13 protein-coding genes are annotated in these 13,568 nt (G+C 57.7%); 6 read left to right on the top strand and 7 right to left on the bottom strand.

What is annotated here, in order from left to right:
• The first annotated feature begins 8 nt into the window (after nucleotides 1–8).
• Nucleotides 9–1,457, top strand: coding sequence for a biotin carboxylase (locus ACOQFT_RS01060; RefSeq protein WP_421596218.1), 1,449 nt, complete (start codon nucleotides 9–11; stop codon nucleotides 1,455–1,457).
• An 8-nt stretch (nucleotides 1,458–1,465) separates the two neighbouring features.
• A complete protein-coding gene (locus ACOQFT_RS01055) occupies nucleotides 1,466–2,449 on the top strand; it encodes a C45 family autoproteolytic acyltransferase/hydolase (protein ID WP_421596217.1) in 984 nt (327 codons plus the stop codon).
• Between the two features lie 9 nt (nucleotides 2,450–2,458).
• On the opposite strand, the gene ACOQFT_RS01050 is transcribed toward ACOQFT_RS01055, so the two are convergent.
• Nucleotides 2,459–3,216 (bottom strand): IS5 family transposase gene (locus ACOQFT_RS01050; RefSeq protein ID WP_421596216.1). Its coding sequence is split into 2 segments (ribosomal slippage): nucleotides 2,459–2,895 and nucleotides 2,895–3,216, totalling 759 coding nucleotides; the frame shifts between segments, so codons are not numbered across the junction.
• A 370-nt stretch (nucleotides 3,217–3,586) separates the two neighbouring features.
• On the opposite strand from ACOQFT_RS01050, the gene ACOQFT_RS01045 reads away from it, so the two are divergent.
• Genes ACOQFT_RS01045 through ACOQFT_RS01030 form a run of 4 tightly spaced genes read left to right on the top strand, consistent with a single transcriptional unit; the run spans nucleotide 3,587 to nucleotide 8,665 of the window.
• Nucleotides 3,587–4,837 carry a sarcosine oxidase subunit beta family protein gene (locus ACOQFT_RS01045; RefSeq protein ID WP_421596215.1) on the top strand — a complete coding sequence of 417 codons (1,251 nt, stop codon included), beginning with the start codon at nucleotides 3,587–3,589 and terminating at the stop codon, nucleotides 4,835–4,837.
• A 12-nt stretch (nucleotides 4,838–4,849) separates the two neighbouring features.
• Nucleotides 4,850–5,137, top strand: coding sequence for a sarcosine oxidase subunit delta (locus tag ACOQFT_RS01040; RefSeq protein WP_421596214.1), 288 nt, complete (start codon nucleotides 4,850–4,852; stop codon nucleotides 5,135–5,137).
• Entirely contained in the window at nucleotides 5,134–8,091 is a 2,958-nt protein-coding gene (locus ACOQFT_RS01035; protein ID WP_421596213.1) for a sarcosine oxidase subunit alpha family protein, read from the top strand. The genes ACOQFT_RS01040 and ACOQFT_RS01035 overlap by 4 nt, the downstream gene beginning before the upstream one ends.
• A complete protein-coding gene (locus ACOQFT_RS01030) occupies nucleotides 8,084–8,665 on the top strand; it encodes a sarcosine oxidase subunit gamma (RefSeq protein WP_421596212.1) in 582 nt (193 codons plus the stop codon). Before ACOQFT_RS01035 ends, ACOQFT_RS01030 begins: the two co-directional genes overlap by 8 nt.
• A 491-nt stretch (nucleotides 8,666–9,156) precedes the next feature.
• Here ACOQFT_RS01030 and ACOQFT_RS01025 read toward each other — a convergent pair whose 3' ends face one another.
• The 6 genes from ACOQFT_RS01025 to ACOQFT_RS01000 are packed head-to-tail and all read right to left on the bottom strand — an operon-like array spanning nucleotide 9,157 to nucleotide 13,568.
• Entirely contained in the window at nucleotides 9,157–9,984 is an 828-nt protein-coding gene (locus tag ACOQFT_RS01025) for a 3-keto-5-aminohexanoate cleavage protein (protein WP_421596211.1), read from the bottom strand.
• A gap of 40 nt (nucleotides 9,985–10,024) precedes the next feature.
• Complete coding sequence (locus ACOQFT_RS01020; protein WP_421596210.1) at nucleotides 10,025–11,017, bottom strand: AAA family ATPase; 993 nt, start codon at nucleotides 11,015–11,017, stop codon at nucleotides 10,025–10,027.
• Entirely contained in the window at nucleotides 11,002–11,421 is a 420-nt protein-coding gene (locus ACOQFT_RS01015; protein WP_421596209.1) for a Rieske (2Fe-2S) protein, read from the bottom strand. Before ACOQFT_RS01015 ends, ACOQFT_RS01020 begins: the two co-directional genes overlap by 16 nt.
• Nucleotides 11,414–11,719: a YciI family protein gene (locus ACOQFT_RS01010; RefSeq protein WP_421596208.1), complete on the bottom strand. Its 306-nt coding sequence runs from the start codon at nucleotides 11,717–11,719 to the stop codon at nucleotides 11,414–11,416. Before ACOQFT_RS01010 ends, ACOQFT_RS01015 begins: the two co-directional genes overlap by 8 nt.
• Nucleotides 11,719–12,549 carry an intradiol ring-cleavage dioxygenase gene (locus ACOQFT_RS01005; protein WP_421596207.1) on the bottom strand — a complete coding sequence of 277 codons (831 nt, stop codon included), beginning with the start codon at nucleotides 12,547–12,549 and terminating at the stop codon, nucleotides 11,719–11,721. The genes ACOQFT_RS01010 and ACOQFT_RS01005 overlap by 1 nt, the downstream gene beginning before the upstream one ends.
• A complete protein-coding gene (locus tag ACOQFT_RS01000) occupies nucleotides 12,546–13,568 on the bottom strand; it encodes a branched-chain amino acid ABC transporter permease (RefSeq protein WP_421596206.1) in 1,023 nt (340 codons plus the stop codon). Before ACOQFT_RS01000 ends, ACOQFT_RS01005 begins: the two co-directional genes overlap by 4 nt.

Genomic DNA, 13,568 nt, shown 5'->3' with positions numbered 1-13,568 from the left:
CAACACTCATGCCAAAGAAGGTGCTCAAGAACATCTCGGAAATCCGCCGGTATTTCCACACCAATAAGGACCCGATCTATTTCGTGTCGGCGACCAATTTCAATCTGTTGGGGCTGGATGAATGGGTGATGAATTTCACTTATATCTGCTACATGGATTGCTTTGACGGGCGGCATCCGAACGTGTTCGTACCTTCCGAGATGCCGCATGATGAATTCCAGTCCATCGAAGACATCAACAATTATCTGCTGCAGCACAAAGAGGTCATTGACCTGATCAAGCGGCGCGGCGGCAAGCCTAAGTTCGTCTTTCTGATGTTCGATGAAACCACCGAAAAGCTGGTCAAGGAACTGGGCGGTCAGCTGTGGTTCCCCAAGGCCAAGCTGCGCACCAAATGCGACAACAAGATCGAAACCGTCCGCATCGGCAACAAGGCGGGTGTGCCGTCGGTGCCCAACACTCTGAGTGTGGTCAAAAGCTATGATCACCTGAAGAAAATTTGCGACAAGGCCGGGCTGGGCCACGATCTAGTGCTGCAATCGGCCTTTGGTGACAGCGGCCACACCACCTTCTTCATCAAGTCTGAGGCCGATTTCAACAAGCACAAGGATGAGATCGTCGGCGAGGGCGAGATCAAGATCATGAAGCGGATCGACTGTCGCGGCGCGGCAATCGAGGCTTGTGCGACCTCCGAAGGCACGATTGTGGGCCCGCTGATGACCGAGCTTGTGGGCTTCAAGGAGCTCACCCCCTATCGCGGCGGCTGGTGCGGGAATGAAATTTTTTCAACCGCCTTTCCACCGAAAGCACGTGAACAGGCGCGGCAACTGACATTTCAATTTGGTGAAGAACTGCGCAAATCCGGCTACCGGGGATATTTTGAGCTCGATTTTCTGATCGACAAGAAAACGGATGAGCTGTGGCTGGGTGAGCTGAACCCGCGCATCACCGGGGCCAGTTCGATGACCAACCATGCGGCCTTTGCCCATGCGGACGCGCCGCTGTTCCTGTTCCATCTGTTAGAATTCTCAAAGAAGCCATTCGAGCTGGATGTTGAGGAGCTGAACGCCCGCTGGGCCGACCCGGACATGATCGACAGCTGGTCGCAGATGGTAATCAAACACACCGATGACAGCGTGGACCGCATCACGCAGGCCCCGCAATCCGGCATCTACAAGATGCTGGAAGATGGCCGTGTCGTGTTCGACCGCTTCGACTATCACCGCCGCGCAGTGGGCGAGAACGAGGCGTTCTTCCTGCGTATTTCGAACGTTGGCGATTACCGCTATGAAGGGGCCGATCTGGGTATCCTCGTGACGCGCGGGCGGTCGATGACCAAGGGCTTTAAACTGACGGACAAATCGAAGAAGTGGATTCATGGGATCACTTCGGCCTATACGGCTGAACCGCTGCCTGCGGCACAACCGATGGAAGACCCCGCGTTCAAAATCATGTAGAAAGCCCCATGGCGCTTGTTTTTCGTTCATTTGATGAAGAACAGCCCGGTCCCAAACTGGCCGGGCTGTTTGCCGAATACTGGCCCGCCTACCGCAAATGGTGGGCGAAAGAGGGGTATTCGGCCCGCCCCACCTATCGCGAATGCCTGCGGGCGCTGGAACGGCACATGCCCGAGATCGTGCCGCTATACGATCAGGTGGTCGAACTGGTCGGCGGCAGCGACAGTCAGGCGCGGTTTCTCAGCTTCTATTGCCCGCCGAAATACCTGTCGGGCTGCAGTCAGGCGATCTGGCGCGGCAAGACCCCGTTTCTGGTGCGCAACTATGACTATCACCCGAAAACCTTCGACGCCGCCGTGCTGAAAACCCGCTGGGACGGGCGCGGCGTGATCGGGATGAGCGACGGTATTCTGGGCCTGCTCGACGGCATCAACGATGCGGGCCTCACTGTCTCCCTGACCTTCGGCGGACGGCGCGAGGTGGGCGACGGGTTCGGCGTGCCGCTGATTCTGCGCTATGTGCTGCAGACCTGCGAGACCACCGCCCAGGCGGTTGATACGCTCTGCCGCATCCCCTGCCACATGAGTTACAACGTCACCGTTCTGGACGCAAAATATAACCACAGTACGGTATATCTTGCCCCCGACCGGCACCCGCAAATCTCGGACGTGCCGGTGGCGACGAACCATCAGGGCCATGTGGAATGGTCCAAGCACGCGCGGTTCACAGCGACCGTCGAACGCGAACGTTTCCTGCTGAACCGCCTGAACCAGCACCCCGAAAGCGAGAAACGGTTCATCGAAGCGTTCTTGCGCCCTCCATTGTATTCAACCGCTTTCAATTCGGGTTTCGGAACGCTTTATACAGCAGTTTACCGGCCAACAAAAAAACAACTGGAATTATTGTGGCCAGGAGCAACCTGGGATTTCTCATTCAATAATTTTGATGAAATTGAATACCGCATTCGTTTACCTGAGCAGGAACTTTCCTAGGTTCAGGACTCATAGCCAATAGATGATGAGAGTTGCGAGGGCAATTGCTGAGAGGAAGACCTTCGGGCACCTGTCGTAACGGGTTGCCACACGGCGCCAATCCTTGAGCCTGCCAAACATGATCTCGATCCGGTTGCGGCGTTTGTATCGGCGCTTGTCGTACTTCACCGTTGTCTTGCGCTGCTTCCGACCGGGGATACAAGCGCGTATCCCTTTGTCTTGTAACGCTTCTCGGAACCAATCGGCATCGTATCCGCGATCTCCGAGTAGCCAATCGACATTCGGTATGCCGCTGAACAGAGCCCGAGCACCGATGTAGTCGCTGACCTGTCCTGCGGTTATAAACAGGTTCAGCGGGCGTCCCTGACTGTCGCAGATGGCGTGCAGTTTGGTGTTCATGCCGCCCTTGGTTCGACCAATCAGGCGTCCACGCCCCCCTTTTTGACGCCCATGCTGGCCGCTGTCCGGTGAGCCTTCAGATAGGTCGCGTCGATCATCACAGTATTCTGTTCGCCGTGCTCGGCGGCCAGGCCAGCCATCATTCGCGCGAAGATGCCCTTGTCGCTCCACCGTTTCCATCGATTGTAAAGCGTCTTGTGCGGTCCATAGGCAGCAGGGGCATCCCGCCACCGCAAACCATTGCGATTGATGAAGATAATCCCGCTCAACACACGCCGGTCATCGACGCGCGGCTTGCGGTGGGGCTTCGGGAAGAAGGGCTCCAGACGCGCCATTTGCACATCCGTAAGCCAGAAGAGATCAGACATGTTCACCGCTCGTTTTTGAACCGTGAATCACGCCGCAGAACGGAAATCAATGGGTCCTGACCCTAACATTGCCGATGCTGTTCATGTCCAAGCCTTTCCAAGATTTGGTTCCATCGGGAGAATCGATTGGAGACGATCCTATCTTCTTGTCTGGGAGAAGATTGGGCCGAAAACCTGATGCAAGCTATCAGGGTCTTGTGCGTGAATAGCCAAAGGTGAATATTGGCGCGATCCGTGGGGTTGAGCACGCTCTGATATCAGGGAACTTTCTGCAGTTCGTGTCGTCTTTGTGGCTTTTTTGTCGAATGAGTATGTATCTCTTGGGCACAGAAACTCGCAAGAAGTCTGTCGAACTTACTGCGAGACTCTCATGCGCTATTCTGGTTTCCGAGTAATCAAAGAAGCCTTCGGCGGGCATAAACGCTGGAAACCTGCCTGGCGGGATCCATCCCCTCAAAAGGACTATGACTTCGTCATCATTGGTGGCGGGGGTCATGGGCTTGCAACAGCCTATTACCTTGCCAAAGAATTCGGCGAGAGCCGTATTGCGGTGCTCGAAAAGGGTTGGATCGGCGGTGGGAATGTTGGGCGTAACACCACGATGATCCGTTCGAACTACCTGCTGGATGGGAACGAACCTTTCTATGAAATGTCCCTCAAGCTTTGGGAAGGGTTGGAGCAGGATTTCAATTTCAACGCGATGGTATCCCAGCGCGGGCTATTGAATCTTTTGCACTCTGACTCACAGGTCGATGCAGCACGCCGGCGCGGAAATGCAATGATCCTGAATGGGTCCGACGCAGAGCTTTTGACACCTGAAGGGGTTCGTAAGCTGTACCCATTCCTGGATTTTGAAAATCAGCGCTTTCCGATCTATGGCGGTTTGCTTCATCGTCGCGGCGGTACTGTGCGTCACGACGCGGTTGCGTGGGGGTATGCGCGTGGTGCCGATCAGCGTGGCGTCGATATCATCCAGAACTGTGAAGTCACGGGCTTCAAGATCGAAAACGGCAAGGTCCTCGGCGTTGAGACCTCGTGCGGGTTTATTGGTGCCCGAAAGGTCGGGTGTGTCGTCGCCGGGTCTTCCAGCCGTGTGATGCAGATGGCTGGCATGCGACTTCCGATCGAAAGCCATGTATTGCAGGCCTTTGTTTCGGAGGGTCTGAAGCCGGTCCTGCCTGGCGTTATCACCTTTGGTGTCGGGCATTTCTATGCAACCCAGTCCGATAAGGGTGGCTTGGTGTTTGGCGGAGATCTTGATGGCTACAACTCTTACGCCCAACGCGGAAATCTGCCTATTGTAGAGCATGTTGCCGCAATCGGCGCGTCCTTGTTCCCGGCGCTCAGCCGAGTGAGGATGCTTCGGTCATGGGGTGGCATCATGGACATGTCAATGGACGGGTCGCCGTTCATTGATCGCACTCCCATAGACGGCCTCTATTTCAATGGTGGCTGGTGCTACGGCGGTTTCAAAGCAACCCCTGCATCGGGTATGTGCTTTGCGCATCTTCTCAGTACCGGCAGACCACATGCGAATGCACAAGCTTATCGTTTGGATCGCTTCATGAGCGGCCGGATGATAGATGAGGCGGGCCAGGGCGCCCAGCCAAACTTGCACTGACGGGGGCGTATCATGATTATCAATCACCCGCTTTTGGGGCCGCGGGATTCTCAGGAATTCACCTATCTGGGCGATGCGAGTCTGTTGGATCGTCCGGATTGGCAGGACGAGAGTGCTCTGCGGAAATTCCACGACTATCTTTATTTGCGTGACAATCCGGCCGGCGAGCACAGAGAGTTGTGGTATCACGAAGCCGGGGATCGTTCGTGGCTGGTGGTGACGCGCAACACACTTACCCACGAAATCTCCAAGGTCGAGCTGGCGCAGGACGTCGCTGTTCGGAAAGATCACAAGAAATGACTCAGTTGAATCGTTTGAACGGTGGCCTGATTAACCGCGGCAGCCCCCTGAACTTCACCTTTGATGGAAAAGAGTACGCCGGATACCAAGGAGATACCCTTGCGTCCGCACTTTTGGCCAATGGCGTCCGGCTCATGGGGCGATCGTTCAAGTATCACCGGCCGCGCGGTGTTATTGCGTCTGGGTCTGAAGAGCCGAACGCTTTGGTCGAACTCCGCACTCGGGGACGGCAGGAACCGAATACACGTGCAACTGTTACCGAGCTGTTTGGCGGCCTTTCCGCCCGTTCGCAGAACCGATTTCCGTCATTGAAGCATGACTTTATGGCGATCAATGATCGGCTTAGCAATTTTCTGTCGGCAGGTTTCTATTACAAGACATTCATGTGGCCGGCCCCCTTGTGGGAAAAACTTTACGAGCCGATCATCCGCAAAGCCGCAGGCCTCGGGAGCGTGTCGCTTGATCCTGACCCGGATACGTATGAGCATGGTTATCTGCACTGCGATTTGCTGATTATTGGGTCGGGCCCTGCGGGTCTGGCGGCGGCGCTGACAGCTGCGCGCGCGGGCGCGCGCGTGGTTCTTGCAGAAGAAGATTTTGAGATGGGAGGGCGACTGATTGCTGAAAGCTCTTCTTTCGGCAACCAGTCCGGCGCCGAATGGGTCGCCGGGGTTCTGGAAGAACTGGGTGCCCTGCCAAACGTGCGTTTGATGAAGCGTGCAACCGTTCACGGTGCTTATGACCATGGTACATATGGCGTTGTCGAGCGTGTGGCAGACCATTTGGCAGAGCCACCCGCCGGGACACCCCGGCAAATCCACTGGCGCATCTATGCCCGAAAGGCGGTGCTGTGTGCGGGTGCAACAGAGCGGCCCATTGCGTTCGAAAACAATGATCGACCAGGGATTATGCTGGCTGGTGCGGTGCGGGCCTACGTCAACCGATGGGCTGCTGCACCGGCTCAAACCGTTGCGGTTTTTACCAATAATGACGATGGCCACCGCACGGCAAAAGACCTGCTTGCCAAAGGTGTCAATGTTTCAGCAGTTATCGATGTGCGTCACGACGCGCCCGATGTGGATGGTGCCGAACTGTTCAAGGGGGCTCAGGTCGTCGACAGCACGGGCAAGTTGGGGCTCGAAAGTGTCAAATTGCGCCTATCCAATGGTGAAATCAGAACCATCGACTGTGGCGCTCTGGCTGTGTCAGGAGGGTGGAACCCTAACGTTCATCTGACCTGTCATCAGCGCGGCCGACCTATATGGGATGACGAAATAGCCGCCTTCGTACCCGATACAAAGTTGCCGGTTGGGTTGTCGGTGGCGGGTGCAGCCAATGGTGTCTTCTCGACCGCTGCTGCGCTGGAAGCTGGCATGAAAACCGCGCAGAAAGCGCTTTTAGATCTTGATATTCAGGCACCCACGATTGCTCTGCCCGAGGCCGAGGATTCGGTCATGAACCTCAAGCCCTTCTGGTTTGTCAAAGAGGGGCGGGGACGGGCATGGCTGGATTATCAGAATGATGTGACAGTCAAGGATGTGCGACTGGCGCATCAGGAAGGTTACAAATCCCCAGAGCATCTGAAACGCTACACCACCCTTGGAATGGCGACGGATCAAGGGAAAACGGCCAATGTTCTGGGGCTGGCGGTTATGTCAGAGATGACCGGGGCGTCGATCCCTGAAACTGGGACAACGATCTTCCGTCCGCCTTATACGCCAATTGCTCTTGGCACATTGGCCGGAAGCACAATAGGCAGGCATCTGGCGCCAACGCGCAAAACACCTAGTCATGTCTGGGCGCAAGAGCTTGGTGCCGAGTTTGTTGAGGCCGGAAATTGGCTGCGCGCGCGTTGGTTCAAGAAGCCCGGCGAAAAGACCTGGCAAGAAACTGTGAACCGGGAAGTCACGACTGTCCGATCTCGGGTAGGTCTCTGCGATGTTTCGACCCTTGGCAAGATTGACGTGCAGGGTACCGACGCCGCAGAGTTTTTGAACAAGGTTTACGCGAACGCATTCGCCAAACTGCCGGTAGGTAAGACGCGCTATGGCTTGATGTTGCGCGAAGATGGTATCGTCTATGACGACGGCACAGCCGCGCGCCTTGCAGAGGATCATTTTGTCGTAACAACAACCACGGCAAATGCTGTGCTTGTATACCGAAACATGGAATTTGCCCGGCAATGCCTGTGGCCGGAACTGGATGTGCAGCTCATTTCGACCACGGAAGCCTGGGCTCAATATGCCGTCGCTGGTCCCCGGTCACGTGATCTGTTGCGAAAGATCGTGGATGCCGAGTTTGATATTTCGAATGAGGCATTTCCGTTCATGGCATGTGGCGAAATTACGGTGTGCGGCGGTTTCAAGGCCCGTTTGTTCCGGATCTCGTTCAGCGGCGAGCTGGCCTATGAAATTGCGGTTCCCCGTCGATATGGTGACGCGCTGATCCGCGCCCTGATGGCCGCCGGAGAAGAGTTTGGCGTTGCACCCTATGGCACCGAGGCGCTTGACGTTCTTCGGATCGAAAAAGGTCATGCCATCGGCAACGAATTGAACGGAACCACTACTGCGCTGAACCTCGGTCTGGGGAAAATGGTGAACAGGAAAAAGGACTGTATAGGTCAGGTTCTAAGTACTCGCGAAGAATTGGCTGACCCTGAAGGGCTGCGATTGGTTGGGTTCAAACCCGTCAATCGCACTGACAAAATTGTTGGGGGCGCGCACTTGATGAACAAGGACGAACCGACCGACATCAAGAACGATCAAGGTTACATCACCTCAGCCGGTTTCTCGGCGACCCTGGGACACTCGATTGCGATCGGGTTCCTGAAAAACGGATCTGGGCGGATCGGTGAACTGGTTCGGGCAGTAAACCCACTGCAAGATAGCGAAATCGAAGTCGAAGTCGTAAGCGCCCATTTCGTGGACCCGGAAGGAGACCGTCTCCGTGCTTGACCTGAATCCAATCACCCCTTTGGGGGCAACAACTCCGCATCAAGAGCAGTACGAAGGCCTTACGATCAGCGAAGTCTTTGACCGGGCAATGGTATCGATCAGCGGCCGCCATGGCCGAAATCAGGATCTGATGTCGCGCGTGTCCGAAAAGCTGGATCTAATGTTGCCCGGCGTTTCGGAGTTTACCGTGAATGGGGACTTCGGCGCATTCTGGACTGCCTCGGATCAGTGGATGTTTGACGCGCCGCATGATGCAAAAAGTTGCCTTGCCGATAAGATAGAAGAGATCGTCGGTGACGCGGCGTCTGTGACAGATCAGACAGATGGCTGGTGTCGCTTCCGGTTAAATGGTCCACGAAGCGTCGAGGTTTTTCAGTTCCTTTGCACTGTTGATGTTTCTGCTTTGGTGCAAGGGCAGGTCCTCAAAACATTGATTGAACATACCGGCTGCTTTGTCCTGTGTCGCGAGGAAGCAATCGAATATGAAATCATAGGACCTGTTTCAGTGGCCAGTGATGTGCTGCATGCGCTGCAAGCAGCAGCGCGGACTTTGAACGCAATACACAAAGCTTAGAAGCAGGGATCACGCTTGCGGCGAGTTTTTCTCTGCTGTCGAATTTTTCGTGTCTGGCCGGTGCGTGTATCGATACGCATTGGCTGAATACTCACGCGTAATTTGCCCAAAGGCGTATGCACAGGCGAATTTCATGGAACCACCTGGCGGGCCCGCTCGAGGTGATTGCCTGCCTTCGCGGAGGCCTTGTCGTTTCGGTCAGCAACTGTTTCGTCAGGATTTTTTGGAACGTCAGGCCGCCGTCTCGGCGGTCGAGGACCGGCGAATCTCACGGAGTGAAGTGGCGCACTCTCTATTCCGAAATACGAAGCACTCCGACTGTTGGTTGCCACGCCGTCGGAATTCTTCGAGGTCTCTTTGAAAGAAGCCAACGGGTTCGATTTCGATGTTGCCCGAGCCGAAGGGCTGGTAGGTTCGAGTTTCTTCCAGATGACGACCTGACCCAACAGTTCGATTGCGTTGCCAAGCGTTTCTACCGGTACACGTGAAACTCAGCCGGCAAGGCCCAACAGCTGCCTCGCCTCCTGCCACGTCGCAACAGGACGATCGTGTTTTGCACAGATTTGGGCGGTACGCGCCACAAGGGCCGCGTTGGAGGGGGCGAGCGTGTCCTTGTCCAGCCGCACATTGTCCTCAAGCCCGGTGCGGGCATGGCCGCCGGCGGCAATGCACCATTCATTCAAGGTCAGCTGATGTGGTCCGATGCCCGCGCCGCACCATTCCGCATCGGGCGCCAGACGCTCAACCGTGCGCACGTAATAGTCGAACACGTCCCGATCCACCGGCATCGCGTTTTTCACACCCATGACGAACTGCACGTAAAGTTTGCCGGGGATGCGACCGTCATTGTTCATAGCCACCGCCTGATGGATGTGCGACAGGTCGAAGGCCTCGATCTCGGGCTTTACGCCGTAGGCCCGCATCTCCCCGGCCAACCAATCCACCAGATCGGGGCTGTTTTCATAGACACGGGTCGGGAAATTGTTGGAACCCACCGCCAGGCTGGCCATATCGGGTTTGAGCGGCAGCATTCCACCGCGTTCTTTCTCAGCCCCCGAACGGCCGCCGGTAGACAGTTGGATGATCATGCCGGGGCAGTGCTTCTTGATGCCTTCCATGAGCCGCGCAAATTTTTCCGGGTCGCTGGTTGGCGTTTCGTCGTCGTTGCGGACATGAGCGTGCACGATGGACGCTCCGGCCTCGAAGGCTTCTTGCGTGCTCTCGATCTGTTCCTCAACGGTGATCGGGACCGCCGGATTGTTCTTTTTGGTTGGCAGCGATCCGGTGATGGCAACGCAGATGATGCAGGGTTTGGTCATGGGTTTCTCCGATCTTTGGGCACGCGTCTGAACTGCGGGTTCAGGTGGCGCGTCCCCAGGGCGCGGGATCGCTATCTTTCAGGTCCCGGCCGAAACAACGTTGATAATATTCACAGAAGATGCCGCGCTCGGTCTCGTCGCAGCGGTTGAGGAAGGCGGTGCGGAAGGCGTAGTCGATATCGCCAAACAGGCGGATATTCTCGGCCCAGGCCAGCACGGTTCGCGGGCTCATGACCGTGGACACGTCACCTGTGCGAAATCCGTTGCGGGTCAGCCCGGCCATGCGCACCATCAGGGGCAGGTTTTCGTCCTTAGCCATCCACGCTGCCTTGCCGCGGACCATGCAGATCTCGTCCGCTTCGTCGAGGTAGTCAAGCCGCTGGGTCACGGTCCAGCGGTCCAACTGCGCCTGGTTCAGCTGTTGGGTGCCGTGATACAGCCCCGTCAGGTCACCCAGACCGATGGTGTTGGCAGTGGCGAACAGGCGGAAAGACGGATGCGGATGCAAAACCCGGTTCTGGTCCAGAATGGTCAGGCGGCCTTCAGCCTCGAGCACTCTTTGGATGACGAACATGACGTCGGGCCGTCCGGCATCATATTCGTCGAACACCAGCGCCACAGGGTGCTGATAGGCCCAGGGCAACATACCCTCGCGGAACTCGGTCACTTGCAAGTTGTCGCGCAGCACGATGGCGTCCTTTCCCAGCAAATCGATCCGGCTGATATGGCTGTCGAGGTTGATCCGCACGCAGGGCCAGTTCAGACGGGCCGCGACCTGTTCGATATGGCTTGACTTCCCGGTCCCGTGAGGCCCCTGAATCAGAACGCGCCGGTCGCCGGAGAACCCCGACAGGATCGCCATCGTCGCCGCCGGATCGAACAGATAACCGGGGTCGATCGTGGGGACATGATCGCAGGACTCAGAGAATGCCGGGGCCGTTGCATCCGTGTCGATCCCGAACACTTCGCGGATCGATACGTCCCTGTCGGGACGGGAAGGCAAGTCCTCGATGTTGATCACTTTGCCTCCCATTCCTCGGGCGTGGCGATATGCAGGATACCGTCCTTGACCAGAACCGGCACCGGGTCCAGCCAGCACCGCTCGGCCGCGCCCGAGACGCCATAGCCGTCCTCGACCCGGAATTCGGCAAAGTGCATAGTGCAGCGGATGCGGCTGCCATCATCGTTCATGAACATGCCCTTGCGGTAGTTCAGCGGCTGCGAGTAATGCGGGCACAGGTTGAGATAGCCATACACGCGGTCACCGCCCTGCCGCACGACGAACATCGAAAACACCGTTGTACCGCGGCCAAAGACATATTCCTTGGCCGAACCGACCGCGATCTCGTCCAGCGGGCCCAGCTCGGCACCGGGCATTGGCGCGCGCGGTCGGGTCCGCCAAAGCCAGGGGTCCGGTTTGCTTAATGCGTCAGCCATGATTTTCCTCCGGTTGTCCAAGCCCCCAGTTGAAGCCGTGGATCGAGACCTGATCGTAGACGCCGGCCAGCATATACGGATCGCCCGCCAGATAGGCCACGACATCGGCACGTGCGGCGGCCTCGATCACCAGCATGGAGCCACACATCAGGTCGCTGTCGTCCAGCAACGGCCCGCCGATCCTGACGGTCACCGGATGGTCATGCTGGCGCAGGCGGGCGCGGTGGGCAGGCCGGTTCGCGGCTCGCGCCTCGGCCTTGTCCGGTGCGTCCAGCGCATGAACGACGAAATAGGGCATCAGCCGACCTTTTTCAGCTTTACGTCGAACCGGGCAGAGGTGCTGCCGCCTTCGTCCACGAAATCGACGATCAGGCTTTCCTTGACCCCGAACACCGCGTCGCTGTCCAGATAGGGATCACCCTTTGGGAAAATATGCGTCACCAGCGTTTCGTAACCCGGCGCCGAGACGATGTAATGGATATGGGCCGGGCGCATCGCGTGCCGTCCCATCGCCACCAGCAATTCGCCCACCGGTCCATCCGTCGGGATGGAATAGGGCAGGGGCTTGACGGTCGTATAGTGGTAGTGGCCGCTTTCGTCGGTGGTGAACAGGCCGCGCATGTTCATATCCGGCTGCACGCCCGGCTGCTGGACGTCGTAGAAGCCTTCGTCATTGGTTTGCCAGACATCCACCTTGGCCCCGGCAATCGGCGCGCCGTTTTCATCCGTCACGGTTCCGGACACCACGCAAGGCGCGCCCTTGCCGTCCAGACAGATATTTTCCCCCAGCGCGCGCACGGGCGCGCCGCTTACGTGGAAGGGGCCAAGCACGGTATTCTCGGTGGCGCCATCCGGGCGGCGATGGTTGATGGCGTCGACCAGCATCGAAACGCCAAGCGTGTCCGAGGCCAGAATCCATTCCTGCCGCTTATCATCGCACATCTTGCCCGTGGCGGTCAGGAATTGAATGGCCTGAAACCATTCATCCATGGTCGGCTCGACCTCTTTGACAAAGCCGTGCAGATGCTTGACCGCGCTTTCCATGATCTGGCGGAACCTTGGGTCTACGTCATCGCCCAGACGGTTGATGACGGCGGCTTCCGAGTTTTCTTCGGTGAAATAGCTCATTTGCGGTCCTCCTCATTGACAATCAGACGGCGTCCGACAGGGAACAGGTGGATATCGTAGCGCGCGCTGATCAGGCCCCAGATGCCTTTGGGTGCAAACAGCATAACCGACACCGCGATGCCGCCCAGCACGATCAGGTACCAGCTGCCCCAATCCGCCGCGATCTCACGCAGGATGAAGAAGATGATTGTGCCAAGGATCGGGCCCTCGATGGTTCCGATGCCGCCGATCACCACGATGAAGATGACCAGCGCCGTCCAGTCCTGAACGGAAAAGGCCGCGTCGGGTGAGATCCGCAGCTTTTGCAGGAAGATCAGCGCGCCGACTAGCCCCGTCATTCCGGCAGCCACAACATAGACGATGAACTTGGTGCGATAGGTTTCGACGCCCAGGCTTTCGGACGCGGGCTCGCTGTCGCGGATGGCAGTCATCGCAAGCCCCCAGCGCGACCGCAGCAGGAAGAACACCAGCGCGATGGCACCAACCGCGATGCCGAGCGCCACCCAGTAGACCAGATGTTCCCGGCCCGCCCGGCTGGCGGCGATGGATTTGACGATGGACGCCGGTAGCGACATGCCCGAGCCGCCGCCAAGCGCCGAGATCTGCGCGAAGCCCAGCCGGAACACCTCGGCAATGACCCAGGTTCCGATGGCGAAATAGGCGCCCTGCAGCCGGAAGGCGACAAGCGCCGTGGGCATGGCCACCAGCGCGGTCAGCACACCCGCCAGCACCAGCGCCATGATCGGATGCACGCCGCCAAAGGCCGCCAGGGCAAACAACAGATAGCCGCCCAGACCAACAAAGGCCTGTTGTCCGACCGAGACAAGGCCGCCATAGCCTGCCAGTAGTGACCACATCTGCGCCAGCGCAAGATAGTAGAAGATTTCGACCATCAGACGCAGCTCGGCCCGTCCGGCCCACCAGGGCGCGGCGATCAGGACGATCAGAACGACGGCGGCAATGCTCATGGATATCTGGCTGGCGCGGGTCGAGCGTTGGACTGTGTAGTTCAGGCTCAT

The sequence above is a fragment of the Ruegeria sp. MALMAid1280 genome (genome assembly GCF_049195285.1).
Classification (GTDB): domain Bacteria; phylum Pseudomonadota; class Alphaproteobacteria; order Rhodobacterales; family Rhodobacteraceae; genus Ruegeria.
This window is presented reverse-complemented; position numbering and strand designations above follow the sequence as displayed.

Excerpts from the sequence above, each read along its gene's own strand:
- ACOQFT_RS01060 (WP_421596218.1), top strand. The coding sequence starts at position 9 with ATGCCAAAGAAGGTGCTCAAGAACATCTCGGAAATCCGCCGGTATTTC.
- ACOQFT_RS01055 (WP_421596217.1), top strand. The coding sequence starts at position 1,466 with ATGGCGCTTGTTTTTCGTTCATTTGATGAAGAACAGCCCGGTCCCAAA.
- ACOQFT_RS01045 (WP_421596215.1), top strand. The coding sequence starts at position 3,587 with ATGCGCTATTCTGGTTTCCGAGTAATCAAAGAAGCCTTCGGCGGGCAT.
- ACOQFT_RS01040 (WP_421596214.1), top strand. The coding sequence starts at position 4,850 with ATGATTATCAATCACCCGCTTTTGGGGCCGCGGGATTCTCAGGAATTC.
- ACOQFT_RS01035 (WP_421596213.1), top strand. The coding sequence starts at position 5,134 with ATGACTCAGTTGAATCGTTTGAACGGTGGCCTGATTAACCGCGGCAGC.
- ACOQFT_RS01025 (WP_421596211.1), bottom strand. The coding sequence starts at position 9,984 with ATGACCAAACCCTGCATCATCTGCGTTGCCATCACCGGATCGCTGCCA.
- ACOQFT_RS01020 (WP_421596210.1), bottom strand. The coding sequence starts at position 11,017 with ATGGGAGGCAAAGTGATCAACATCGAGGACTTGCCTTCCCGTCCCGAC.
- ACOQFT_RS01015 (WP_421596209.1), bottom strand. The coding sequence starts at position 11,421 with ATGGCTGACGCATTAAGCAAACCGGACCCCTGGCTTTGGCGGACCCGA.
- ACOQFT_RS01010 (WP_421596208.1), bottom strand. The coding sequence starts at position 11,719 with ATGCCCTATTTCGTCGTTCATGCGCTGGACGCACCGGACAAGGCCGAG.
- ACOQFT_RS01005 (WP_421596207.1), bottom strand. The coding sequence starts at position 12,549 with ATGAGCTATTTCACCGAAGAAAACTCGGAAGCCGCCGTCATCAACCGT.
- ACOQFT_RS01000 (WP_421596206.1), bottom strand. The coding sequence starts at position 13,568 with ATGAGCCTGAACTACACAGTCCAACGCTCGACCCGCGCCAGCCAGATA.